Here is a 25051-nt window from a genome sequence, read left to right as displayed (position 1 = left end):
TGTCGATGTGAGGATAAACCGCTTTTTGTTCTTCTGTGATGCGAAAAATCTTTTTAACCAACGCCCCAGTAAACAGAAAATAGGGTAAAACAATAATACGCTTAGGTTGATAAAAGCTGGCACGTCGAAACCCTTCTTCAAGACGGGGATGGGTAATACCGATAAAACAGGTTTCTACGGTTTGATAACCGCTACCTTCCCATACCATTCTCGCGAACTTGCACACATCTCCATTGGCATCGGGATCACTAGAACCCCTTCCAACGAACAATAAAACCGTCTCAGACCGTTTAATTTGCTTAGGGTTAGCTTCGGGGCGATCTAAAGCCTCTAGCCGTTCTTGCCACAATTTTAACAGGTTAGGAGTAATCCCGAAATGGCGGCCATAATGAAAGTTTAACTCAGGGTAACGTTGTCGAGTGCGATCGAGTTCATTAGTAACGTCAAACTTATTATGACGGGCAGCAAATAAAAGGATAGGTAAGGCAGAGATATCAGTGTAACCTTGAGACACGCAATAATCTACCCCTTCGGAGATGTAGGGTTCTGTCAGTTCTAAAAAACAAGGAATAACCGGGCGAGACGTATCTAATGCTTGATAAGCAGCTACAAAGTCAAGAAAAGTTTGTTTTCCGTCCTTATCTCTGGTTCCATGACCAATCATCAGTAGGGGACGGGATAAAGGTAACGGGGGAAAATGAAGAGACTGGAGACAGTCACGCTTATCTAGCTTCAGAGTGGACATTAATGGTTTCAAACTCCTGTAATAATCTGGGGTTGCAATGTTGATTGTCCATGCTCTGTTATGGTAGCGAACTTTGAAAGTTAGGGAAATGGGGGGTAGGGGGACTGTTGTTATCAGTGGCCAGTGACCCGTTAGAAATTTAATGATTAGTTATATTATAAAGAATTAATTGTGATTGACAAAAAGAGTAAACTATGAAACTAAATGTATTAGCAACAGTTGCAACTGTTGGGACAACAATGGTGATGAGTAGTTTTGGTGTAAACTCATCGATGCAGGCCAAAAATGTTGGCACTAACTTTCTCTGTCAAAGCTGGCAAGGGGTTCCCACTACCTTAGCGAAAACCCCCGATCAAGAAAGCGTTCCGGTTTTGGTCTGGCAGTCCGACTATTTCAATGACTCTGGTTATGATGCTAATACCCGTTGTCAGTTAGTTTCCGGTCGTTTTCAATACTTTTATAACAATGGACAGTTAAAATATTTAACCACCGGACGCATGAACCGGATGCCTGTGGTTTGTGTTACCCAGAAACAAGGGGGCGGTTGTGAAGGGCTGTTATTTACCTTGAAACCAGGGAGTGATCCCACTCAAACCCTCAAACAATTAATGGCCGTCCGCTTTCGGTCTAGTGGCCCATTAAATGAAACATCAGGTCGAGTTTACATTAATTTTGAGGATTATCTGAGTCAAGCTAAACAAAATTCTACCAAATAAGGTTTTCTTTCAGGGATAAACTAGAAAGCGATCGCTTATTTTCATCTCCATGAATAACCATCTTTGTCAATATTTAATGCCCATGGTGGGAACAATAGTGATGATGCTGAATGTTCCCACTTTTCATGTTATGGCTTTATCAGCGACACAAATTAGTCGGTTGGCTAAAAATGTCACCATTTTAATCGAAGGACCAGGCAGTAATGGCACTGGGGTTATTATTGATAAAACGGGTAACACCTATCGTGTGTTTACCGCTGCCCATGTGGTAGGGAATATCTACCCCGGAGAAGAAGCTTATGTGGTTACCTCTGACCAAAAACGCCATTTAATTAATACGAATAAGATAGAAATGATTTCAGGAAGGGATTTAGCTATTCTTGAATTTAAAAGCGATCGCCTTTATCAAACCGCCAAGTTAGGAAATGGGGAACGACTGATCGAAGGAACCACCGTCTATGTATCTGGATTTCCTTTACCCACCACTGCCATTGATGCTTCAATTTATACCTTTGTTCCTGGAAAACTCACCGCTAGGGCTTCAGAGGATCTCAGAGATGGTTACGGCTTAGTTTACACCAATGATACCCTACCCGGCATGAGTGGCGGCCCGGTCTTTAACGAACAAGGGGAAGTCGTCGGTATTCATGGACGGGCCGATACCACCCAAACCCAAAGCACAGACTACGATAACATTTACGTTAAAACAGGGTTTAATCTCGGTATTGCCATCACTCCTGATCTCTTGGCTAGAGTTAGCCCCCCTCAAACTCCCCCCAGTCCCCCCACCATTATTATTGATCCCGTTCAACCGTCTCAAAATTCTCCTACCCATACCCTAATCTCCCAAACCACAGGGGTTGATTACACAGGGTTAAAAAATCTGTTACAACAGCAAAAATGGCAACAGGCTGACGAAATGACCTACGATCTGATGACAAAAGCAGGAGATCAAGATAATTCTGGGTTTATTACCAGTACCGAATTAGAAGATATTGCCTGTGAAGACTTACAAACCATTGATCGCCTTTGGTTAGAATATTCTCAAGGAAAATTTGGCTTAAGTGTGCAACAACAAATTTATAAAAGTTTAGCATCCTCTCAAGCCATTGATATCAATACTTATCGTCAATTTTCTCAACAGGTAGGATGGACAAAACAAGACAATCCTAATGACCCCGATTATTATTTATATGATGACCTTAATTTCTCTATTAATGCTCCTCCGGGTCATTTACCCCGTTGGAGTTGGGGTTTAAATATTGCTGTGGTTTACAGCCGAATGTCATACTTAACCCCAAGATTGTCTGAATGTCAATTGTGAAGAAGGAAATAGGAAAGATAAATTATATTGATCAAACCTTTATTTTAAATTTTTATCTAAATTCATTATGTGGAAATCTTCTAAAGTTAAACCCCGAGAACAAAACCTTGAACAGTTAAATGAAGCCCTAATTAAAGCAATATTGAGGGAAAAAGCAACGCGATCACCCCAACTTCTGCCAGTAAGACCCCTTGATAGTTTACTTCTAGGGATTGAAGCCATAGGAGAAAACATCGAAAAACTTCCCCAAACCATTTTACCCACGGTACAAGCTAGTTTGCGAACAACGATGCAAGGGGCCAGGGAAAAAAATTGTTGTTTTGGTCATCAAGATAAAGTGTCTACAGTCGCGGTGAGTCCCGATGGGAGTATGATTGCCAGTGGTAGTTGGGATCGAACCATTTGCCTCTGGAACCCTCAAGGACAATTATTGAGAGATCCTTTATCGGGCCACGCAGAAAAAGTCACCGCCTTAGCCTTTAGTCATGATAGTCAGTATTTAATCAGTGGCAGTAGCGATCGCACCTTTATTATCTGGAACCGCCAAGGAGAACCGGTTACCAATCGCATCGAAGGCCACGAGGCAGCAATAACGGCCTTAACTTGTAGTCCCCAAGGGGATTATTTTATCACTGGTAGCAGCGATCGCACCTTAAAACTGTGGGATTTTCAAGGAGAACTCCTAAAACCGCCTTTTCAAGGCCATGACGGAGAAATCACCAGCATTGCTATTAGTCCCGATGGTCAAACCATTGTGAGTAGTAGTTGGGATAAAACTATTCGTCTGTGGAATTTAGAAGGAAAAGAAATTATTGATCCCATTACCACCCATCAACAACGGACCGAGTCTGTTGCCTTTAGTGCCGATGGTCACTATTTTATTAGTGGCAGTTGGGATAAAACGATTCGTCTGTGGAATTTAGAGGGTAAAGAAATTTGTCCCCCCATCGAAGGCCACGAAGATTATGTGTTATGTGTGGCCATTAGTCCTGATGGTGACATGATTGCCAGTGGTAGCAGCGATCGCACCATTCGTATTCATAACCGTTATGGACAGATGATTTATGACCCTTTTCTGGGCCATCAAGGTTCGATTCGAGACATCGCTTTTACCCCCGACGGAAAAACCCTAATTAGTGGCAGTAGTGACCACGAGGTTCGTTTTTGGGATATTGAAGGTCAACGGTTGTTTAAAGCCACTCAAAGCGAATATTGTGCGGTTTGGGCGGTAGGTATGAGTCCTGATGGTCAACGGTTAATCAGTAATTGGGGTAATGGATCAATTCGTTTCTGGAATTTAGACGGAAAACCCATTAGTGAACCCATTCAAGCCCATAATGGAGATGTCACTTGCATGGCTTATAGTCCCCAAGGAGACAGGTTTGTTACTGGTAGTTGGGATGAAACGATTCGTCTGTGGACGGCTGACGGAAAGCCTCTAACTGAGTTAATTAAAGCCCATGACGGCGATGTCACTTGTTTGGCGTATCATCCCCAAGGAAATTATATTATCACTGGGGGACGGGATGGCAGGGTAAAACTATGGACTTCTCAGGGTAAGTTATGTCACCAAGGACAAATGGAAGATGAAGTGACCTCAGTCCTTTTTACCCCTGATGGTCAAAAGGTAGTGGCCAGCGATGCTAAGGGTCAAATTTGGCAATGGCAAGGGCAAACAGAATGGGTAGGAACCGTTATATCTAAGAGTAATGCAGAGAAAATCACTGATCTCGCTATTAGTCCCCAGGATGAGATTTTAGTGAGTGGCCATGAAGGGGGAAATCTCTGTTTTTGGGACTTGGCAAATATCGCTCAACCGCCGATGATTGGCTATCATGATGCTTCTATTACTAAAATTGCCTTTAGTCCTAATGGTAAAGTGGTGGTCAGTGGTGGAACGGATGGTAATTTGTGTTTATGGACGGTTCAAGGGGAGTCTTTAAGTTATCCTCAACCTTATCAAAATAGTGAAGTGACTTGTGTTGAATTTAGTTCCGATGGTCAACAGTTAATTAGTGGTTATTTAGATGGAACAATTAAGATCGAAATTGGCGGAATTTGGCAAACTTGGTTAAATATTTGCGCTCAAAGATTACAAGATCATCCTCGCTTACGACATCCTAAAACAGAGCAAGACAAACAAGTTGCTCTTATTTGTAAACAGTATTTATCAGGAACATTTAAACCATCTCAGACAGTAAAAGAACAGATCGATTCACCGCAACGTTTTAGTCTAAAAATAGGCTATCTTATTGTAGGATTTATCATTGCTTTTTTAACTTTAGGATCGGTTGGCCTTGCCTTACAATCTCCTTATATTTCTGGTATTTGTAAACTATTGGATAATTGTGCAAGGGATCGAGAGTTTGAGGGGCTTTATACTCAAGCTCTAACAGAAGGCGAAGGGGTTATCTTAAAGATAGAAAATGCAGAAACCTTTGAAGAATTAAAAGACTACCGCGATCGCTTGGTGACTGCGATTGGTCAATTAAAAAATTTACCTACAGATGTCTCTATTTATCCTCAATCTCAACAAACCTTAAACCGCTTTCAAGAAAAATCAAATAAGATTGATGTTATTTTATCCCAAGAAGAAAAAGCTAAAAAACAATTAACCGAAGCCTCTCAATTAGCCATAGAAGCTACTCAAATTTTACAAACTGCTAATACCCTCGAAGATTATCAAGAGGCAAAACAACAATGGCAACAGGTTAAACAACAATTGGAGCAAATTTCTTCAGAGAAGTTCTTTGCCCCTCAAGTACAAACAGAAAAAGAATCAACAGAAAAAACCATTAATACTATTAATAATAAAATTGAACAGATTAATCAGAAAGTGAGCAAAGAACAACAGTTTAATGATATTAATAACCTGATTAAAGAAGCCATGATTCAAACGGAATCAGCTAAAACCATTCAAGCTTATAATCTTGCTCAAGGTCAGTGGAATACTATAAAAAATAGGCTCAAAGCGATTAATACGAATGGAGATAGAAGGTTACAAGTACAAATTAATGAGCAATTATTAAAGATTGATCAAACAATTGAAAATATTACGGCTAATATTCAACAACTTAAAAATCGTCAACAAGCAAACAATAAACCGAAAGTTTCTCCTAGTCCGAAAAATTCTCAAAATACCGATAAGAATACTCAAAAACTCCCTCAATTACAATCTGAATCTTCTTCGGATAAACCGCCATTATGGTAAAGTTAATCAACAGTTATCAGTGATCAGTGATCAGCAATTATGATTTTTCAATTTATACTTGAGTAGTTTGGATCATAATTAATGCTACTTATCGTCTGTAGATTTTGGTTCATGAGTCATGTTTTGTTTTTTATATGAACAATCAACCGCGTAAACAATTGGGGAATAATATTAAACAACTTCGGACATCTCTAGGACTTTCACAAGAACAACTCGCAGAAAAAGCTGGTTTACATCGGACTTATGTGGGTGCAGTAGAACGGGGTGAACGGAATGTAAGTTTTAGATAATATTCTAGCTATTTCTCGCGCTCTTGGTGTTTTGGCTAGTACCTTATTAAAAGACGTAGAGTAATGTTAACATCTCCGTACTCAGACCGTCCAGAGAAAGAATGGTTACATATTACTCAGCAACTGGTTGATAAATTTCCGCTTTCAAAAGATGATTTAATTAATTTAGTAGAATCTGCATGGGAAGAGCTTTTTTCTTCTAGTTTCGGTAATTCTCAATTAAAAATTGGTCAAGATATTTTTTTACCTGCTCAAGCAACAGGAATGATTTTAGAAAAGTTAATTGCTGTTATTTTAACTAATACTTATTCAGAATGGAGGGGTGGTAAAGCAAAGCAAGAAAAGGACATTATTTGTATTAATAATGATCGCTATTCATTCGAGATTAAAACATCTTCTAGTAAAAATGGATTGTATGGCAACAGAAGTACAGGACATCGTTCAAGCGATCGCACAAAATATAGAACAGGTTATTATTTAGTGATTAATTATAAGTTACCAAAAGAAGAAGATTTAAGTCGTCAATTATGGAAAATTCGCTTTGGTTGGATCGATGATGAGGACTGGTTAGGTCAAAATAAACCCACTGGACAACAAGCCTCTATCGGAGCAAAATTGGCTCGTTTAAAGTTAATTACACTCAAGAGTTACTAACCATAATATCAAATAAATTTCCTTGTTTTATTTTCTGTTGATCGTCATAACAAATATTTTTTATTCTTTCTATAGCAATATTAATATAATTTTCGTTTATTTCAAATCCAATTACTTTACGACCGCTTTTTATAGCGGCTTCTGCGGTTGATCCTGATCCCAAAAAAGGATCAAAAACAATGTCATTAATATCACTACTTGCTAATATAATACGACTGACTAATTGAACAGGGAATTGTGCAGGATGAGGAGTTCTTTCTTTAGAACTTCTATTTTTCCCTGATGTTACTTTAGGAATTTGCCAAACATCAGTAGGATTTTTTCCTTTAGTATTACATTTTAATTTACCATTTTTCCTCTGATTAGGATATTTAACATTTGGATCACGAATATCATCTAAATTAAAAACATAATTGTTCGGATCTTTTACATACCATAAAAATTTCTCATTTCTCGGTGAAAAGAATAGTTTTCCTGCTACACCTGCACTATAATTCCAAACAATTTCTTGTATTAAATAAAAAGGAACTTGATCCCAAATTAAGTAAGGAATGGGAATTGCTTTTGCTTTTTTAGGAATTGATAAATAACCTAAGTTTAGCCAAAATGAACCATGAGAGGATGTACAACGATATACTTGATTGATCCATTTAGCTATCCATTCAATATAATCATCTAATTCTAAAATAGATTCGTATTCTTTGCCAATATTATAAGGAGGTGACGTGATAGTTAAGGGTAAAGATCCTTCAGGTATATAATTGATTAATTCTAAAGAATCTCCCTGATAAATTAAAACATTTTTATCTTCATAAATAGGTTTTCCTAAAAAAGATTTAAAATCAGATAATTCCATATAATACTCCCCTGATTTATTTTGCTACTTATTGTCATCATAGCGATCAAATTATTTTTAGTCAAGATAATTGCTAACAAAAGTCGGAAATTACTTGATGTTTTCCTATAAAAGTCTAAGAATGATATTGAAGTAATGATATCAAATAGTTTCTAGATTATATTTTTCTTTAGTTTTATTTTGTGTAAAAATTTTGGTTTTAGGTCTTCTATAAAATCAATCTTTGCCATTTTTATGATATTGCTAACATCTCTTATTATTTTATTCTACCCTACTAAAAAGGTGGGCATTGCCCACCCTACAAGGTTTAGCGTTTGGCTAATTTTTTGGTCTTCATCTTCCGCAGACGAATAGACTCTGGTGTCACTTCTACCAACTCATCGGAACCAATGTATTCTAAAGCCCTTTCTAGACTCATTTCTTCGGGGGCCTGAAGTTGAACTAATTCATCTCCACTGGCCGCGCGATGGTTGGTTAACTGTTTGGTTTTGCACACATTTAACTCTAAGTCTTGGGGACGGTTATGTTCACCAATGATCATCCCTTTATACACTTTGGTTCCAGGGGTAATAAAGAACACGCCGCGATCTTCTGCATTTTTCATCGCATAGAAAGTAGATACCCCTTCTTCAAAGGCAATAATTACCCCATTGTAACGGGTTTCCAACTCCCCGGACATGGGACGATATTCCAAGAAACTATGGTTCATGATCCCTTCACCCCGTGTAATACGGATAAAGTCACCCCGGAACCCTAATAAACCCCTGGCCGGGACGACAAACTCTAACTGAGTCCGTCCATTAACGCCGGTTTGCATATCCTGCATTTCCCCTTTGCGTTGGCCTAAGCGTTCAATACAAGATCCCACAGCTTCTTCAGGGACATCTAAAACTAAATATTCAAAGGGTTCGTAGGGTTGTCCATTCACCTCTCGATAAATAACTTGAGGTTGGGCCACTTGAAACTCATACCCTTCGCGGCGCATGGTTTCGATTAAAATACCTAAATGGAGTTCACCGCGACCGGAAACTAAAAATTGATCTGGGGAGTCTCCTGACTCAACCCGTAAGGCCACATTGGTTTCTAACTCACGGTCTAAGCGATCGCGTAATTGGCGAGAGGTGACAAACTTGCCTTCTTGTCCAGCAAAGGGGGAGTCATTAACTGAGAAGGTCATCTGTAACGTTGGTTCGTCTACCTTAATTAAAGGTAACGCTTGGGGTTCATCGGGACAAGTTAAGGTTTCCCCGATATTGGCATCAGCAAACCCGGCTACTGCAACGATATAACCGGCAGTTGCTTCTTCTAATTCTACCCGTTGTAGTCCTTCAAACCCTAATAATTTACTAATTTTTCCTTTGACGATGCTACCATCTTCTTTGGTCAAGGCTGCTTGTTGACCGGCTTTAATGGTTCCGTTATGGATACGACCAATAATAATACGACCCAAATAGTCAGAGTAGTCTAACGTCGTCACTTGGAGTTGTAGGGGTTTGGTTACGTCCCCGGCTGGTGGGGGAACGTGATGTAAAATGGCTTCAAATAGAGGTTTCATGTCTTCTGACTCATCCTCTAAGTTTTCTTTAGCAAACCCTGATAAACCCGAAGCGTAAAGGGTGGTAAAGTCGCATTGATCATCGTCGGCCCCTAATTCTACGAACAGGTCAAACACTTTATCTACTGCGAGATCCGGTTCTGCTTGAGGGCGATCAATTTTATTGACCACAACGATGGGACGCAACCCTTTTTCTAAGGCTTTTTTGAGAACGAAGCGGGTTTGAGGCATGGGACCTTCGTTAGCATCTACAATCAAGATACAACCATCAACCATCCCTAATACTCGTTCCACTTCTCCCCCAAAGTCCGCGTGTCCGGGGGTGTCAACGATATTGATCAGGATGTCATTGTAGCGAACAGCCGTATTCTTTGACAAAATAGTAATACCCCGTTCCCGTTCAAGGGTATTGGAGTCCATCACGCAGTCGGGAATCTCTTCCCCTTCACGAAAGACACCAGACTGTTTGAGAAGGGCATCAACCAGGGTGGTTTTACCGTGATCGACGTGGGCAATAATAGCGACGTTACGAATGGGAAGAGACATAGGATACGGTAGTGAGAAGAGTATAGTTACATTACTACAGATTTCTTCACAATTCTAGCTTAGTTTAGGGATAGTTGGATAAAAACTTTATAAATAAAGGCTAATTCCATTAGCCCTAGGAAAATGCATAAAAAAGTTTAAAGATTATTTTTCATTTTCCCAAAAATCATATTGCTTATTTGATATCCTCAAAAGAACTAACAGGATAATAAACCCATTGTTTATTTTGCGAGTTTAATTTGGCTTGTATAAATTTTGATCCTTTCAAATCTTTTAAACAATAATTAATCATAGAAACAGGACGATTTAAGCGATCGCTTAATGTTTTGACTGTTATTCCTTCGGGGTGAGTTAAAATCAACTCTAAAATTCGCTCTTTTGTGGTTGGACCTGGAGTTGGTGAAATAATAGTAAATGGCAAGGTTAAGTCTATCTATATTCACAAAGTACAATTTTTAAGACCAATAAAAATGCCATAATGTTCCAATATTTAACTTAATTCAGTTTTGTGGCTTTAGCATTACGGATAGGATTATTTTCCCACCAAGAATTAAGGGGATAGTACAAAACAGGGGCCCATAAACTACTCAAAATAGCTGAGGATAAAACTAATTGTTGATACTCTTGCCAAACATCTTCAAACGTTCGTGTACGGCCGATAACATATTGAACTGAAGTAATACTTTCAGCGATGATCACCATGAAGAAAACAATCAAAGCGACAGAAATAAAATCCTCGTGAATATATTTATGTTTTTGCAGACGTGCCGTTAACACCCCAACCACCACTAAACTAATGATATGAGAGGGATAAGCACCGGTTAAACCATCTTGAATCAATCCCATAACTAATCCTGCGATCGCTCCTTGAAAGACGCTTCTTTTGGTACTCCACACCACCACCCAAATTAAAATCCAATTGGTACCAATACCGAGTAATTCCATTCCCGGAAGACGAGTCAGAGACAATAATAAACAGAGAGTCGCAGAACCAGCGATCACGACTTTATTGAGGAATGAATATCGTCTCCAAAAGGTCATCATACTGATTTATTTACTTTGATAAGGATGAATCACCGCCCATTCCAAGTCATCAAGGGGGGCAGTTAATAAGACTTTAGCTTCTGGGGCCGGGCCTTTTTCTAAATCCACCGATTGAATGCGTCCAATGGGTAAAGCATCGGGAAATAAACGACTTACGGGCGACGTAGTTATGGTATCCCCAGGACTCACTTTAGGAACCTTCTCAAAAAAGCGCATCACAGCGATGCGAGAACTACCCCCAATCACCACCCCCATGGTTCCCGTACGACTCACTCTACCCCCGACACGACTGGTGGGATCACTAATCAAGAGGACCCGACTGGTATTCGGGGTAACATCGACAATACGCCCAATTAAACCCCCAATGCCGGTGACCACAAAACCCACTTCGATGCCATCTTCACTGCCCCGGCCTAAAACAATTTGTTTCCACCAATCATCTACACTACGGCCAATGATAGGGGCAACGATCACCTCTTGTTTTTGTGCTTCAAAATAGCCTAATAACTTCTGTAACTGTTGGTTTTTTCGCTCTAATTCCGTCACTCGCTGTTGTAGTTCTGTAATACGTGCGTTGGTTAGTCTCTCTTGTAGCAGTTCAGGGGACTCGGACCGTAAGGGACGACTGACCCAGTAATACAGTTCTAAAATTGGGGCCCCTTGGGTCTGACGTAAAAACCAGCCAATCCCTAAAGCGACTGCTGCCCACACCAGTTTAGAACCATATCGACCGTACCAACGACGTATTATCACGATTGTTTGCCTATTTCTCTACTGTTTACATCATTTGAGAACTTTGACTCATGACCCGATCTAAAACCGTGGGATTTTTTAATACTTCCCCAGTTCCTTTCACCACACAGCGTAAGGGATCTTCTGCAATGTGGGTGACAATACCGGTTTCATGGGAGAGTAGGGTATCAATGCCCCGTAATAAAGCCCCACCGCCGGCCAACATGATACCGCGATCGATAATATCGGCAGCTAATTCTGGGGGAGTCCGTTCTAGTGTACGTTTGATGGCATCAACAATCACGGCCAAAGGTTCGGCCATGCTTTCGCGGATTTCTTCCCCTTTTATGGTGACAGTACGAGGTAACCCTGACATTAGATGTAATCCTCGCACTTCCATTTTTGGTTCTTCGTCGTGACGCATGGGATAAGCAGAGGCTAAGCGAATTTTAATTTCTTCGGCGGTGCGTTCCCCAATGACCATGTTATGGACTTTTTTCATGTACTGAATAATGGAGTCCGTTAACTCGTCTCCTGCTACCCTGACGGACTCGCTTAAGACTCGTCCTTGTAAACTTAAGACGGCGACTTCAGTAGTTCCACCACCGATGTCTACAATCATGTTTCCGGTGGCTTCTGTGACAGGTAAACCGGCTCCTAAGGCTGCTGCAACCGGTTCTTCGATTAATCCGACATCCCTCGCACCGGCTTCTCTAGCAGCATCAATGACGGCTCGTCGTTCTACTTCTGTAATACCACTGGGAATGCCAATAACCATGCGAGGGTTGCCTAAAGGGCTGCCTTCGTGGGCCCGTTGAATAAACTCTTTGAGCATAATCATGGCACTGAGAAAGTCGGCGATGACCCCATCTCGCAACGGACGCAAGGCCACCACGTTACCGGGTGTCCGTCCTAACATTTTCTTGGCTTCTTCCCCAACCGCTAGGGGAATTTTTCGATCTTGATCAATGGCCACGACGGATGGCTCTTCAAGTACAATACCTTTACCGGATACATAGACTAGGGTGTTAGCTGTGCCTAAATCTATGCCCATATCTCTTGAGAGAGAAAAACGATTAAAAATACCCACGTTTGTTTATGCCCCTTAATTATAAAAGACTGCTATGACTCGATGATCCACAGGGGATCGAACGGATTTTATTACGTTTCTTTTAGTAAGTCTAGCGATATTAATTAATTTATACTAGAAAACCTTTTAAGGGTAAGTAGAATTTATCAGTTACGGGAGTCTTGACAGGGGTTGAGGAGGATTTGTTCCCATCATGGTCATCTAGCCCTCAAAAAGGATAAAATACGTTAGTATCACTTTAACTTGAGTATAGCGTTATGGGTTTAAATGTTGTTAATTTAGTGGGTCGTGCTGGTCGAGATCCTGAAGTCAGATATTTTGAATCGGGAACCGTTTTATGTACCTTAACCATAGCTGTTAATCGCCGTTCTAGTCGAACCGATCAACCTGATTGGTTTAACCTTAAATTTTGGGGAAAAAGCGCAGAAATCGCTGCTAGCTATGTTAAAAAAGGCAGTTTAATTGGAATTCAGGGTTCCCTAGAAATTGAAACTTGGACAGATCGTAACACAGGGACAAATCGTTCTAGTCCTGTCGTCCATGTTGATCGTTTAGATTTATTGGGATCGAAACGGGATAATGATCCGGGTTTGGTGGGTAGCTATTCAGGAGGCGATGACGAATTTTAAATAATAATTAAGTATCTTTTAATCACTCATTAGCCTGCTTTTGCGGGCTTTATTATTATTTATCATTTTACGGGACTGACGGGGCTCGAACCCGCAACTTCCGCCGTGACAGGGCGGTGCTCTAACCAGTTGAACTACAGTCCCTTGTTTTTTGAGCCGAATATAATCATAACAAGTTCTCAAAAAATTTGTCAAGGGTTTGGGGAGAAAATTTTTTTAATCCCTAGGAAACCCTTATAATCCCTAGGTTAGAGCCTGTTTTCCGAGTCAAAGGATTGCCTCAAAAAAAACAGTGATCCAATGATAGATCACTGTTAGCAAGGAGAATTAAGACACAAAATTGAAATGAGTTGAAAATGATTTACCCAAGCATACTAATGCTTTCTTCAGCATCTCCATCATCTTCAAAAAGACTACCAACCGTAATTAAATTCACTTCCTGAGATGAATTTTCTTCCCTAGTCAATTCTTGAGAAACCATCGAATCAATTACTTTATCATCCAGAATAGAATGACGGACTTCATAAAATTCTTTGCTCAAATTTCTCGCTTTTTCGTAGCTTTCAATGTCTCCTTGGTCAAAATAATATTTAGCAGCTAATCTTAAATCTTCAACTGCTTGTTTTTTATTCCCCATTTCTGCTAAGAGAATACCCCGATTATGATACGCTTTTGCATAAGTGGAGTCAAGATGGAGAGCTTCGGTATAGTCTTCTATAGCTCCTGTTTTATCCCCTAATTTTTGATGACTTAAACCTCTTTCGTAATAAGCATCAACCCCTTGAGGATTCGTACGAATCACTTGAGACGTATTTTCAATCTTTTGTAAGGTTTCAACAACATTCTGAATTTTATTCAGTTGAGATTCTAGGGAATGGGTCAACTGATTTAATTGATCTTTTTCGACTTTGAGTAAATTACAAGATTCTTGGTTATTTGTGATTTTCTCTGATAGTTCACTCACAATGGTTTGAACTTTTTGATCTTGTTGATTTAATTGATCTTCACTTTCTTTTCTGAACTGTTTAAATTGTTCTAAAATAGTCCCTTGATTATTATTCATTTGTTCGGTGAGTTGGATTACCGAACTTTCTTGTAATTGAGCTAAATCTACTTTTAATTGGCGACGATTAGCAATTTGTAAAGCCACGGAAAAAGAAATAGGAATTGCAGCAAAAGCAGCGTTACCAAAAAAAGAGCCAACCGCCCCACCTACTAGACCAATACCTGATAATAAATCGAAAAGATCAGATAGGTTGTTCTTGCTATTGTCATTGTTTAATTCTTGCTGTTCAACTTGATTTTCCATGATATTAAATTCCGTTTTACGGTGGAATGAATGATAATTAATGACCCAAGACTAAACTAAATATTCTTCTTCTTGATGGGTTAAAATGGTACAGTCAGAAGTGGGAGAACAAGCACAAAGCAAAACATATCCTTGCTCTAATTCGTCGGGTTTCAGAAAAGATTCAGCCTTTTCTGTTTGTTCAATTTTTCCTGCCATTACTTTACCTAAACAGTCAAAACAAGAGGCTGCACGACAGGAACAAGGATGTTCAATTCCTTCTGATTCAGCAATATCAAGAATATACTCCCCAGGGGCAACATTTATAGTCTTTTTTAACCTTCTTTTAGGATTAATTAAGGTTACTTGAAATTTTCCTTCCTGTTGACTCATGTTTAGATCCTCAATGTTAAATTAATGAACAAATACTAACAAGTTTATGCACCCAAAATGGTACAGTCGAGTTGTAAAGCTGGTAAAATAAACTTAGCTTCTTCAGGGGTTAAATATTGTTGAATAACTTCCTGAATAATGGGGTAGTGAGTCCGAACAAAATGCTCGTATCCTACCGCACGAACGATGGTTTGTAACCAAATTAAAAGACCATCTCGTAACCGGTCTAAATCATTGATTAACATAGCTGCACTGCTATATTTAATAGCTTGTTTTCGATCGCGCCGACAAATTTCTTTGCCATGTTCATCCATTTTATACAAGCAATTATTTTTGTTTAGTTCGTGCATTTTTGCATCAACTTCTTGTAAGATTGCTTCTTCATTCTCCTTAATTTTTTCGTAGGTTTGAATCCGCATATCGACCGAGTTTAAATAGTCGTCAATAAACTTTAATTCAGTATCCGTTGCATAGCGACCATCCGTATCTAAACTTAACTTTGAAAACTGGGTTAACATTGTTATTTCTCCAAACAAGAATTAGAATTAAAAACAACTAAGCATCTTGAATTTTTGCCATATATTCTGATACTTCAATTTGAGTATCTTTTAGTTGAGTAATCATAGTTCGGGTGACTAACTTTCCTTCTTCAACTAAAATAGAACCGTTAATAGGATGGAGTATATTTTCCTTAGCACGACTGCCAATTAAATCTTCAATATTTTCGATTTCACTGACATACATCCCCGAAGGAATTTCTACTACGACTCCTTCCCCGATAACCCTTGCTTGACAAGCTAAACGAGAGCATTTATTGGCAGTGGTAATGACTTCCATTGTGCGAATTTCTCGGCGGTTAACAGGAGATAAACTCTCCATTCCTTCTGTGATAAAAACATGGCAAGTGGAACACATTCCCCGGCCGCCACACTCTTTCCAAACATTCAAATCCTTAGCTAGTAAACCGCTTAAAAGATGATCATTAGTTTGTATATCAACTTGTTGGTTAATAGGGTCAAGTTTAACTTTTTTTGCCATGTTTTAATGCTCCTAAATTAATTATTTACTTTGAGATTGATTTCGGCATAATAATTCCATGATTGTTTCATGATTATATCCCTCTTCTAGCCAGGTTTTTATCGGTTTAATTCTCTCAGCTAAACCAATGACAAAACGATTAGAATTAGCACCCATAGATTCACAGTTTGTTTGAATACAGTCTAAATCTTCTCCTGTCAGTTGACTGAAAAAAGCACTTAAAATTCCTGCTTCTAAAAAACACATAAACCGCAAATTTTTAGGAGCAAATTGAGCAAAGGGAGAGTTAACTATTTTAGGAATTAAGAAACCATTTTGATAATATTTTAAATCAATATCTAAGGTTCCCCATCCGTGGGTTTTCCAACACTGTTTTAAAGATTGGATGAATTGAATCATCTCTATTTCTGCTAAAGGTTTTCCGTAGTATTCTCCTAATTCATCAGCAAATCGTTGATAAAAATTTTTGCCCCACCAACGACCACAACTGAATAAAGCAACACTACTTCCTGCTCCTAATTCATCTTCTAAGGTAACATAAAGAGCTTCTAATAAAGGTTGAGGTAATGCTAATAAACGGGAACCACTACGGTTTTCTAATAAACCAAATTCAAAGTCTCCTTGTAAATAAACATCGTGGGAAAAATAATTACCTTTTACGGAAGATTCTTCGACTAAATTGGCAACATCAATCATGTTATTTATTCTCCTATCATTAAGGTTTCAGATTGGGATTTTGTTTCTAATAAAGTGATTTTTGCTTGCTCTAAAAAGGGACTAAAAAGTTCCATTTGCTCCGAGGAAAGCATCTCTTCTAATCCTTGTTTTAACTTCTCAAAAATCTGGGTTTCAATAGTTACCATTTCTTGAGCTTGAACAATATCTGTGAGCCATTCTAAAATACGATGTCTGAAATAATCAGGATTATTTAATAACATGGCCATAGCAGCATAACGTACCACGGAAATCCAATGTTTTAAACCTTTTTCTAACCGTTGGGGATTCTCATTCGGAAATGTCTCTACTAAATGATCAGCAACTAACTGAAAAATGCTAATCTCTTGGTCTCTTAAAAATCGATAAATTTCTAGCCGTTTTTTAAGGGTATCAGCACTGTTTTTTAGGGTCAGTAATTCTGAGGCTTGAAGATAGTGATCTTCTGCTTCGTAGAATAAAGTTTCAAAATCTTTTTGCATGATGTTACTCTAAAATAAATCCGATAAATTGTCTAAATCTAGGTTGGTAGAGGACGAATTAATTAAATTATTGGCTGAGTAGGGTTTAGCAACGGGGGCAATATTTGGGTTACTTTTCCAACCCACAGATTGAAAAAAGTTTCTCACAGATAAACTTAGTAAAGATTGATTTGATAGTTGAAGAGACTGTGTTGTAAAACCTTTTTCTTGTTTTCCTGTCCAATTCGATTTTAAGAGAAACTCTCCTAAATTTAATGAAAATAAATCCTCATTTTGATGACTAAAATCCTTTGATGTTAAAGGGGTAACTGTGATCTTTTCTCCTGTCCAATTATAGGTACGAAAAAAATCATAAACACTAATACTTGACCATGTTTGTCTACTCATCATTTAAGATACTCCCCGTGGTGTAAACGCTTTTCAATATCCTTAGCTAAGGCTCCTTCATTTAACCAGAAAGTTGCTGCATCAATACGGTCTTTTTTGCCTATTAAAAACTTACAATAAGTTTCCCCCATGGCATAACATTGGATCTCAATGCTATTCAAATCTTTGTTGACTAAATTGCTAAAAAATCCCGCTAATAAACCAGCATAAATATGACAAACCGGTTTACCCACATCTCCTAAGGTTCGAGCCACAGCAGAATCAAAAATATTGACAAACATAAAGCCATTTTTCTGCTCACTCATATCAACTTCCCAGTTACCCCAACCTTGTGCAGTAAAGGGCCACCACCAAGCTTCTAAAACATAGTTTAAGTTCATTTGGTTAAGGGGTTTCTCATACTCATATTCAGAGTAAAGCCATTGTTTAAAAAAGTCTGCGTCTCGTTTCCCCCATTCTTTACCGATATTATAAGTAACAACCCCTGCAGCACTACCAATTTCTTCTTCTAGTCCTTCAATTAAGCCTAAAATAAAATCTTCGCTAGTGAGAATATTACGAGATTCATTCCAATCAACAATTGTTCCGGTTTCTGTCTGAAAAGAGAAAAAATCTTCTAAACCATAATGATGATGTCTTTTCGGATATTTCTGTTTTAAAGGATGCTCAAATTCTGTTAGTAATTGTTTCGTTTCTTGTTTGCTATCACTTGAGGTGAAAACCATCTTATATAAACCTCAATTTATTATCAAAGATAATTTTATTGTAGGAAGATAATATAGGGCTTTCCTCTGTGGTTATGGGGAAATCACCAGGGTTTTTTACTTAAGTTTTAGTAGTTGTACGGACTGATCAGCAAAAAAAACAAAAATCAGTTATAAAAAATAAACAAGATTACGGTTTGATAACAATTATTCAGGGTTATTATGGAATGGTTTGAGCAGATAGAAGCAGCGTTGCAACATTGGGTGACACTGTTTCGCCTCATGTTAGAGTCTGTATCAGTATTATGTATCGTCTGTGGATTATTAGCAGGTATCCGTTGCGTGATCATTAATTTTCGCTTTCGCTCTTTTCCCTTTTTAGAAGTTCGTCTGCGTTTTGGTTCCTGGTTAGCATTGGCCCTAGAATTTCAACTGGGTTCAGATGTGTTAAGCACCACTATTGCTCCTTCGTTTCAAGCATTGGGAAAATTGGCGGCCATTGCGGTGATTCGGACGTTTTTGAACTATTTTTTGACACAAGAATTAGAAACCGAACAAGAGCTAAAAGAGCGACAACGACGTTCCAATGTATAAAATTAAAGAAGATACCAAGTTGTCTGGGATTGAACCATGAACCCACCCCATCAATGGACGATTTATAAAGAGTTTCGCTTTGAAGCAGCCCACCGACTCCCCCATCATCAGGGGAAGTGTTGTCGTCTTCATGGTCATAGTTGGGTGGGACGGGTTTATGTTAGTCGCGATCGCCTCCACGAAACCGGGCCACAGCAGGGAATGGTGATGGATTTTGGCGAGATTAGTGCTTATCTTGACCCGTTGGTGGAAAATTTCTTAGATCATTACTACTTAAATGAAACCACAGGGTTAGAAAGTCCGACCAGTGAAGCGATCGCCCAATGGATCTTTGAAAAATTAGAAGCAGCCCAACTACCAGGATTGTGTATGGTAGAAATACGAGAAACCTGTACCTCTGGGGCCCAATATCGTCGTAGTCTTCAATAAATTGTCCAAATTTAATCCGTTGCTTACAATAAAAGCACAGAAAATACTCACCCTATCCATTTAACATGGAAATTCTTTGTACTCGTCCGGGATGTTCTCATCCTCACAACAATTTTTCTGATCTTGATGATCCCTCAAAATTAAAAACGGTTCAACAAAAATACTGTACCAGTTGCGGAATGCCTCTGATTCTAGCCGGCCGTTATTTACCGTCTAAGTTGTTGGGAAAAGGGGGGTTTGGAGCTGCTTTTTTAGCGCAAGATCGCTTTACTCCTACCATGCGTTTATGTGTGGTGAAACAGTTTCAACCGGAAGGAAACTTAAATGCTCAAGCATTAGCGATCGCTCAAGATTTATTTGAACGAGAGGCGGTTATTTTAGAAGATTTAGGTAGTAAACATCCTCAAATTCCCCAACTTTATGCTTTTTTTCCTTTGGTGGTTTCTAATCAGATCACCAAAGAAGAAGAACAGTTTTTTTACTTAGTACAAGAACTCATTGATGGGGAAGATTTAGAAACCGAATTAAAAAGAAAAGGCATTTTCAAAGAAAGTGAAATCATAGAAGTGCTTCACGAAATTTTATTGGTTTTACAGTTTATTCACGATAATAATTGTATTCACCGCGATATTAAACCCTCTAATATTATGCGAGACAAACAAGGTCGTTTATATTTATTAGATTTTGGTGCTGTTAAACAAGTTACGGCAACTGCGGGGAATCCTCAAAAACGCTCAACGGGAATTTATTCTATGGGGTTTGCTCCCCCTGAACAAATGCAGGGATCGGCGGTTTATCCGGCTACGGATTTATATGCTTTGGCGACTACTTGTTTAAATTTATTAACAGGAAAATCCCCAGAAGAGTTATATGATTCTTATAATAATTGTTGGAATTGGAGAACTCATGTTACCAATCTTAGTGATGGATTAGCTAATATATTGGATCGATTATTATTACCCAGTCCGAGGGAACGTTATCAAAGTGCGTCTGAGGTTTTACAAGCGTTACATTCATCTCAATCTCAAGGAATTTCTTCGGGGACAAAAACATCAATTCAACGCCCTTCTAATCCCTCTAAACCTTCGGTTCCTTCTCCCCCTCCTCAACCGTCTCCGTCTCCTATTTCTCCTCGTGCAACCAAGACTTTTTCTAGTGTTGATCTATTAATTTATTCAGGGTTTACCGGGTTTGAAGGAGCCATCCTTATTTTAGGTTTAAAAAACTTCCTGGCTGTTCCTGGAATTATCATTGGATGTATGATTATGGGCGGTTTACTTTATCTTCAATATCGTCAAATTCTTGATAAAAAAGATTTATTAATCATTGGAATAATAACAGTAGTTTCATTAATAGTTACTTTATTTCTAGGCTTTTTAGGATTTAATTCGGTTTCGTTTTTACTCATAGCAGGATTAGTGGCAGGAGCCGGTTTAATAGCAGTTACATCATTATTTAAATTAATTTATCAACTACTTTCTAGTGTTTTATAAGGATAATAAATAGATGAGTGGTAAAGTTTATTTAGTAGGTTCAGGAGTCGGAAATATTAATTATTTAACCTTGAGAGCCTATCATCTCATTGCTCAATCTGAGGTCTTAATCTATGATGCTTTAGTGGATGAAAAATTACTGCATTTAGTACCTGAAACTTGCTTAAAAATTAATGTTGGTAAACGAGCAGGTCAACCCAGTACCCAACAAAATCAAATTAATCGTTTACTCATCAATTACTGTTTACTAGGAAAACAAGTCATTCGTTTAAAAAGTGGTGATCCTTTAATTTTTGGACGGGTTAATGAAGAAATTAAAGCCTTAAATGAAGCCAATTGTTCTTATGAATTAGTCCCCGGTATTTCATCCGCTTTAGCTGCACCTTTATTAACAGGAATTCCCTTAACTGATAAAGAAGTAGGTCGATGTTTCACAGTTTTAACCGGCCATCAACCTGACTTATTAAATTGGTCGGCTTTAGCTAAAATTGATACATTAGTAATATTAATGGGAACCAGAAACCTTAATAAAATTGTTGCTCATTTAATCAGTAACGGGAAATCTCCCCATGAACCCATCGCCATTATTCAAAATAGTGGAACTGAGCAAGAAAAAGTTTGGATCGCTACATTAAAGACTATAATAGAACAAGTATCAGGATTATCCTTATCTCCAGCTATTATTATTATCGGAAATGTCGTTAATTTACGCTCTATGTCTTCATCTATTAGCCTTCCTTTAGCTCATAAAACAGTATTAATTACCCGTGCAAAAGAACAATCAAGTCAGTTTAGTCATCTCTTGCAACAACAGGGTGCCAACACGCTAGAAATGCCAACCTTAGAAATTTCTCCGCCTTCTTGTTGGGAAGAATTAGACTTAGCCATTGAAGGATTATCTTCTTTTGATTGGTTAATTTTAACCTCAGCCAACGGGGTTAAATTTTTCTTTCAACGGTTAGAAGCATTAGGTCATGATCTTCGTGTTTTAAGTAACATTAAAATTGCGGTAGTGGGTAAAAAAACAGCGTCTTATTTAAAGCAATATCATCTCACTCCTGATTTTATTCCCCCTAATTTTATTGCCGATTCATTAATTGATTCTTTTCCTGAAAGTTTAAGTCATCAAAAAATCTTATTTCCCCGTGTAGAAACAGGGGGAAGGGAAATATTAGTCAAAGAATTACAAAAACAAGAAGCCAATATTGTTGAAGTTCCGGCTTATCAGTCAGGATGCCCTGAAACCATCAATCCTCAAGCCTGGGAAGCCTTAAAAAATAAACAAGTTAATATTATTACCTTTACCAGTTCTAAAACCGTTAAAAACTTTTATACTTTAGTGGAGAAAGCCTTAAAAACTCAGAGCAAATCAGACATTCTATCTCTTTTAGAGCAAGTTTGCCTAGCCTCCATCGGACCACAAACGTCAAAAACTTGTTATGACTTATTAGAAAGAGTGGATATAGAAGCCCAGGAATATACCTTAGATGGATTAACAGAAGCATTAGTTAACTATTTTAGTTAACCTTAATTTCCACTTTTTTCTATGAAACAACCGAAACATTCCCTTATGGTTGGGACTGACATCCCTTGATGAAAGAATTATGCTGAAAATAGAGGGGGATAACACCTAACCTCTAAAGCAAAGGAGGGAACAAAAAATGTTAAAACTTAGTCTTAAAAAATCAGGGTTTTCTACACTCAGCGCGTTCTTAGTTGCGATTACCGCCTCTACATCTTTATTACCCTTAACCGCCGTTTCCGCTCAACCTTTTCCCACCTCTAACCCCACTGCAACAGACAATTATCGGGTTAGTATTCCCCAAGGAACATTAATTCCTGTTACCTATACTCAATCACAACAAATTCGTGTTAATCAAGGAGAATATTTACCCCTAGAATTACAAGTGTCTGCTAACCTTCGGGATAGTAATGGTAGTCTTTTAATTCCGGCCGGTACGAGAATTATGGGGCAACTCGAACCCACCGAACAAGGAACGCGGTTTGTGGCACGGGAGATGATTATTAATAATCAATGGATACCCCTTAATGCCACATCTCAGGTCATTTCTAGGACAGAAACCGTCAACAATGGGGCAACCGTTGGTAATATTTTATCGGGAACCTTTTCCGGTGCCGGGGCTGCCACCATTATCGCAGGAACCACAGGCGATCGCCGCATTGATGCGTTAGAAGTGTTAGGAGGGGCCGCTTTAGGAACCCTATTAGGATGGGGTTTACCGGAAGGTCAAATTATTGGCGGTGGAGAGCATCAAGAAGTGGTTATTGATCCTAACCGTGATCTCACCTTAACCCTAAATTCCGATCTATCTCTCATCGCTAACCGGCAAAATTTCTCTTATCGTCGTGGGTTGAATGTTCGTCGTTAACCTTGTTTTTCGGTGTGAGGCGTGTTTTGTTCTAACAGAGTTTAGGGAATACTAATCTTATCAGATTTGCATTGCCTGAAGTAGAAATTATGAAACCATTAGGATCGATCATATTAGTATTAGGGTTAATTTTTGTCGCGGCTGGGGATAGCTTTTTACCCAAACCCTTAAGCACGGTGAGCAAAAATACTCGTACCCAGGTTAATAAAATTTTCCTCAGTTTTACCCCAGACACTGACTTTGAGAAACCCAGTAAGCAACGAGATGCTCAAGTGGAGGATATGGAGGAAAGAGTTAAAGGAAATCGGGATCGATTGGTCGAACAACCCTAATTTGCTCTATTAAATTGTCAGAAACAATCAACTTGATTGATAGGAGAACTCTGATTTTAAAGTAATCAGTTCTTCTGGTTTAACTGTTTTTTGTTCAGTAATAATCCCTGTAATTAAATGAGCAGGGGTAACATCAAATGCCGGATTATAATAATCTACTCCATCGGGATAAATCACTGTATTGCCAATTTGATAAAGTTCGGAGGGATCTCTTTCTTCGATGGGAATTAAATCACCGGTTTCTAAACTAAAATCTACCGTAGAAAGGGGAGCTGCTACATAAAAAGGGACATGGTGCATTTTGGCGATAACCGCGAGTCCATAAGTGCCGATTTTATTGGCAGCATCTCCATTGGAAGCAATTCTATCAGCCCCGACTACCACCATATCAATGAGTCCTTTTTGCATACAATGGGCTGCCATATTATCACTAATAACAGTCACCGGAATTTTTTCTTGAACACATTCCCAAGCCGTTAATTTTGCCCCTTGTAAACGGGGTCTTGTTTCATCAGCAAAAACCCTATTTAAGCGGTTAGCCGCCCAAACCGAACGAATTACCCCCAATGCAGTACCATAACCGGCTGTCGCTAATGCCCCGGCGTTACAATGGGTTAGTATTGTTAATTTTGCTGGTTGTTTGGGTAATATGGGTAAACTATTTTCACCGATCGCTTGACAAGTTTTTAAGTCTTCTTCTTGGATCTTTTGAGCCGTTTTTAGTAAAATTTGTTTGATTTCTTCTACTGTCCCAATGGTTTCATAAGCGGTTTTTAGCATTCGAGAAATTGCCCAAAAAAGATTCACTGCAGTGGGACGAGTTTGACGTAATATTTCGGCTACCTTGTCTAATTCTTTTAAGAAGATTTCTCTCTCTTTTGTTTGAATATCTTTTGCCCCTAAATACATTCCATAGGCTGCTGCTACCCCAATGGCAGGCGCACCGCGAACAATCATGGTTTTAATCGCTTTTGCCATATCTTCATAGCGACTAATTTCTACTAGGGTGTATTGACTGGGTAAAGAGGTTTGATCGATCAATAACACTTTATTATTAGACCAAACAACAGGATAAATTGTATTCATAATAGTAGGAACAATTAATAATCAATTTCTATAAGTTATTCTGTCACATTTTTATCTTTTTGAACAGTTAATCCGAGTGATTATTTCAATTTTTTACTTTATTTAAAGTTTCGGGTTATTTATGTTTACATTCAGAAATTTTCTCTATTTTTAACATATTTCCACATTTTCATGGTTATTTTCCACAGCTTTTTTAACAATTCACAGAATCCTTGAGTCTTGTGCAAAGGATTTATCAATCATCGGTTCGCTTCTTTTACCTATTAAATATTGATAAAATTGGGGAAAATAACCCCGACTTTATCCTCAATTTTACAAAGTTAACCCCT

The 25051-nt window shown here is 38.6% G+C and carries 28 protein-coding genes and 1 tRNA gene; 12 read left to right on the top strand and 17 right to left on the bottom strand.

Annotated elements, in window-relative coordinates; genetic code table 11:
• Positions 1-745 (bottom strand): sirohydrochlorin chelatase (locus C4E06_RS11965; RefSeq protein WP_107668271.1); only part of this gene is annotated, 745 nt, incomplete at its 3' end.
• Positions 746-939: 194 nt separating this feature from the next.
• On the opposite strand from C4E06_RS11965, the gene C4E06_RS11960 reads away from it, so the two are divergent.
• The 5 genes from C4E06_RS11960 (at position 940) to C4E06_RS11940 (ending at position 6940) form a co-directional block, all read left to right on the top strand.
• Positions 940-1461, top strand: a complete 522-nt coding sequence (locus C4E06_RS11960; RefSeq protein WP_107668270.1) for a COP23 domain-containing protein — start codon at positions 940-942, stop codon at positions 1459-1461.
• Positions 1462-1510: 49 nt separating this feature from the next.
• On the top strand, positions 1511-2785 hold the full coding sequence (locus C4E06_RS11955; RefSeq protein WP_107668269.1) for a GUN4 domain-containing protein: 1275 nt from the start codon (positions 1511-1513) through the stop codon (positions 2783-2785).
• 67 nt (positions 2786-2852) lie between these two features.
• Complete coding sequence (locus C4E06_RS11950; protein ID WP_107668268.1) at positions 2853-5996, top strand: WD40 repeat domain-containing protein; 3144 nt, start codon at positions 2853-2855, stop codon at positions 5994-5996.
• Between the two features lie 134 nt (positions 5997-6130).
• Positions 6131-6286, top strand: a complete 156-nt coding sequence (locus tag C4E06_RS11945) for a helix-turn-helix transcriptional regulator (protein ID WP_339377049.1) — start codon at positions 6131-6133, stop codon at positions 6284-6286.
• Positions 6287-6349: 63 nt separating this feature from the next.
• Positions 6350-6940 (top strand): ScaI family restriction endonuclease, encoded by a 591-nt coding sequence (locus C4E06_RS11940; protein ID WP_107668267.1) that lies wholly within the window; start codon positions 6350-6352, stop codon positions 6938-6940.
• Here C4E06_RS11940 and C4E06_RS11935 read toward each other — a convergent pair.
• From C4E06_RS11935 to C4E06_RS11910, 6 genes are all read right to left on the bottom strand, one after another.
• Entirely contained in the window at positions 6927-7796 is an 870-nt protein-coding gene (locus C4E06_RS11935) for a site-specific DNA-methyltransferase (RefSeq protein WP_107668266.1), read from the bottom strand. The two genes, C4E06_RS11940 and C4E06_RS11935, sit on opposite strands and share 14 nt — an antisense overlap.
• A gap of 307 nt (positions 7797-8103) precedes the next feature.
• Positions 8104-9897 carry a translational GTPase TypA gene (typA, locus tag C4E06_RS11930; protein ID WP_107668265.1) on the bottom strand — a complete coding sequence of 598 codons (1794 nt, stop codon included), beginning with the start codon at positions 9895-9897 and terminating at the stop codon, positions 8104-8106.
• A gap of 175 nt (positions 9898-10072) precedes the next feature.
• Positions 10073-10318 carry a winged helix-turn-helix transcriptional regulator gene (locus C4E06_RS11925; protein ID WP_107668264.1) on the bottom strand — a complete coding sequence of 82 codons (246 nt, stop codon included), beginning with the start codon at positions 10316-10318 and terminating at the stop codon, positions 10073-10075.
• 74 nt (positions 10319-10392) lie between these two features.
• Positions 10393-10938, bottom strand: coding sequence for a rod shape-determining protein MreD (gene mreD, locus C4E06_RS11920; RefSeq protein WP_107668274.1), 546 nt, complete (start codon positions 10936-10938; stop codon positions 10393-10395).
• Between the two features lie 9 nt (positions 10939-10947).
• Complete coding sequence (gene mreC, locus C4E06_RS11915; protein ID WP_107668263.1) at positions 10948-11697, bottom strand: rod shape-determining protein MreC; 750 nt, start codon at positions 11695-11697, stop codon at positions 10948-10950.
• Between the two features lie 22 nt (positions 11698-11719).
• Entirely contained in the window at positions 11720-12727 is a 1008-nt protein-coding gene (locus tag C4E06_RS11910; protein WP_107668262.1) for a rod shape-determining protein, read from the bottom strand.
• Positions 12728-13020: 293 nt separating this feature from the next.
• On the opposite strand from C4E06_RS11910, the gene C4E06_RS11905 reads away from it, so the two are divergent.
• Positions 13021-13392, top strand: coding sequence for a single-stranded DNA-binding protein (locus C4E06_RS11905; protein WP_107668261.1), 372 nt, complete (start codon positions 13021-13023; stop codon positions 13390-13392).
• A gap of 70 nt (positions 13393-13462) precedes the next feature.
• Here the strand turns inward: C4E06_RS11905 and C4E06_RS11900 are convergent.
• The 9 genes from C4E06_RS11900 to C4E06_RS11860 all read right to left on the bottom strand — a co-directional run bounded on the left by C4E06_RS11900 (position 13463) and on the right by C4E06_RS11860 (position 18419).
• Positions 13463-13536: transfer RNA gene (locus C4E06_RS11900), tRNA-Asp, on the bottom strand.
• A gap of 217 nt (positions 13537-13753) precedes the next feature.
• Complete coding sequence (locus C4E06_RS11895) at positions 13754-14701, bottom strand: tetratricopeptide repeat protein (protein WP_107668260.1); 948 nt, start codon at positions 14699-14701, stop codon at positions 13754-13756.
• A 51-nt stretch (positions 14702-14752) separates the two neighbouring features.
• Positions 14753-15073: a 2Fe-2S iron-sulfur cluster-binding protein gene (locus C4E06_RS11890; RefSeq protein ID WP_107668259.1), complete on the bottom strand. Its 321-nt coding sequence runs from the start codon at positions 15071-15073 to the stop codon at positions 14753-14755.
• A 44-nt stretch (positions 15074-15117) separates the two neighbouring features.
• Positions 15118-15591 (bottom strand): allophycocyanin, encoded by a 474-nt coding sequence (locus C4E06_RS11885; protein ID WP_107668258.1) that lies wholly within the window; start codon positions 15589-15591, stop codon positions 15118-15120.
• A gap of 37 nt (positions 15592-15628) precedes the next feature.
• Positions 15629-16111 (bottom strand): 2Fe-2S iron-sulfur cluster-binding protein, encoded by a 483-nt coding sequence (locus C4E06_RS11880; RefSeq protein WP_107668257.1) that lies wholly within the window; start codon positions 16109-16111, stop codon positions 15629-15631.
• A gap of 21 nt (positions 16112-16132) precedes the next feature.
• Positions 16133-16807 (bottom strand): V4R domain-containing protein, encoded by a 675-nt coding sequence (locus tag C4E06_RS11875; RefSeq protein ID WP_107668256.1) that lies wholly within the window; start codon positions 16805-16807, stop codon positions 16133-16135.
• 5 nt (positions 16808-16812) lie between these two features.
• On the bottom strand, positions 16813-17307 hold the full coding sequence (locus tag C4E06_RS11870; protein WP_107668255.1) for a phycobilisome protein: 495 nt from the start codon (positions 17305-17307) through the stop codon (positions 16813-16815).
• A gap of 9 nt (positions 17308-17316) precedes the next feature.
• Positions 17317-17697, bottom strand: a complete 381-nt coding sequence (locus C4E06_RS11865; protein WP_107668254.1) for a hypothetical protein — start codon at positions 17695-17697, stop codon at positions 17317-17319.
• Positions 17694-18419, bottom strand: coding sequence for a V4R domain-containing protein (locus C4E06_RS11860; RefSeq protein WP_107668253.1), 726 nt, complete (start codon positions 18417-18419; stop codon positions 17694-17696). Before C4E06_RS11860 ends, C4E06_RS11865 begins: the two co-directional genes overlap by 4 nt.
• Before the next feature lie 201 nt (positions 18420-18620).
• On the opposite strand from C4E06_RS11860, the gene C4E06_RS11855 reads away from it, so the two are divergent.
• The 6 genes from C4E06_RS11855 to C4E06_RS11830 all read left to right on the top strand — a co-directional run bounded on the left by C4E06_RS11855 (position 18621) and on the right by C4E06_RS11830 (position 23636).
• On the top strand, positions 18621-18992 hold the full coding sequence (locus C4E06_RS11855) for a DUF1622 domain-containing protein (RefSeq protein ID WP_107668252.1): 372 nt from the start codon (positions 18621-18623) through the stop codon (positions 18990-18992).
• 36 nt (positions 18993-19028) lie between these two features.
• Entirely contained in the window at positions 19029-19421 is a 393-nt protein-coding gene (gene queD / locus C4E06_RS11850; protein WP_107668251.1) for a 6-carboxytetrahydropterin synthase QueD, read from the top strand.
• Positions 19422-19486: 65 nt separating this feature from the next.
• Positions 19487-20914 carry a serine/threonine-protein kinase gene (locus C4E06_RS11845; protein WP_107668250.1) on the top strand — a complete coding sequence of 476 codons (1428 nt, stop codon included), beginning with the start codon at positions 19487-19489 and terminating at the stop codon, positions 20912-20914.
• A 13-nt stretch (positions 20915-20927) separates the two neighbouring features.
• Positions 20928-22439, top strand: a complete 1512-nt coding sequence (gene cobA, locus C4E06_RS11840) for a uroporphyrinogen-III C-methyltransferase (RefSeq protein WP_107668249.1) — start codon at positions 20928-20930, stop codon at positions 22437-22439.
• A gap of 136 nt (positions 22440-22575) precedes the next feature.
• Entirely contained in the window at positions 22576-23304 is a 729-nt protein-coding gene (locus C4E06_RS11835; protein ID WP_107668248.1) for a hypothetical protein, read from the top strand.
• A gap of 89 nt (positions 23305-23393) precedes the next feature.
• On the top strand, positions 23394-23636 hold the full coding sequence (locus C4E06_RS11830; RefSeq protein WP_107668247.1) for a hypothetical protein: 243 nt from the start codon (positions 23394-23396) through the stop codon (positions 23634-23636).
• 27 nt (positions 23637-23663) lie between these two features.
• Here the strand turns inward: C4E06_RS11830 and mtnA are convergent, their stop codons facing one another.
• Positions 23664-24722 carry an S-methyl-5-thioribose-1-phosphate isomerase gene (gene mtnA, locus C4E06_RS11825; protein WP_107668246.1) on the bottom strand — a complete coding sequence of 353 codons (1059 nt, stop codon included), beginning with the start codon at positions 24720-24722 and terminating at the stop codon, positions 23664-23666.
• Positions 24723-25051 lie beyond the last annotated feature (329 nt).

Source organism: Cyanothece sp. BG0011, assembly GCF_003013815.1.
GTDB lineage: Bacteria > Cyanobacteriota > Cyanobacteriia > Cyanobacteriales > Microcystaceae > Crocosphaera.
The sequence above is the reverse complement of the archived record's forward strand: the minus strand, read 5'-3'. Positions and strand labels throughout refer to the sequence as shown.